At 47.3% G+C, this 294-nt stretch carries 1 pseudogene; it reads right to left on the bottom strand.

The features are described 5' to 3' along the window. Positions 1-294 (bottom strand): annotated as a pseudogene (locus HMPREF2886_RS02060) (sel1 repeat family protein); the annotation flags it as partial.

The following is a 294-nucleotide window of genomic DNA, read 5'->3' as shown; positions in this document are numbered from 1 at the left end:
CGGACATGAAGAAGGCAGCATCATCATTTCCTTGACTGGCAGCAAGAAGATAATAGCTCGCCGCCTTGGGGAAGTTATGCTCTACTATCTTATAATACGCCCCTAACTCATAATTAGCCGGTGAATAACCCTGACTGGCAGCGCAATTGGTATACGCCAAACCCAAATCTTTCTTCTTAGCTACATAAATATAAAGCCTTCCAAGTTCAGTCAATGCCGGCGGATTTCCCAAGCTGGCGGCCCTATCCAAGAAAGTCAGGCCATCGGTAGCAGGATTCTTAACACCGGCACGAT

The organism is Pseudomonas sp. HMSC066A08, from assembly GCF_001813025.1.
In the GTDB taxonomy this organism is placed as follows: Bacteria; Pseudomonadota; Gammaproteobacteria; order Pseudomonadales; family Pseudomonadaceae; genus Pseudomonas; species Pseudomonas aeruginosa.
This window is presented reverse-complemented; position numbering and strand designations above follow the sequence as displayed.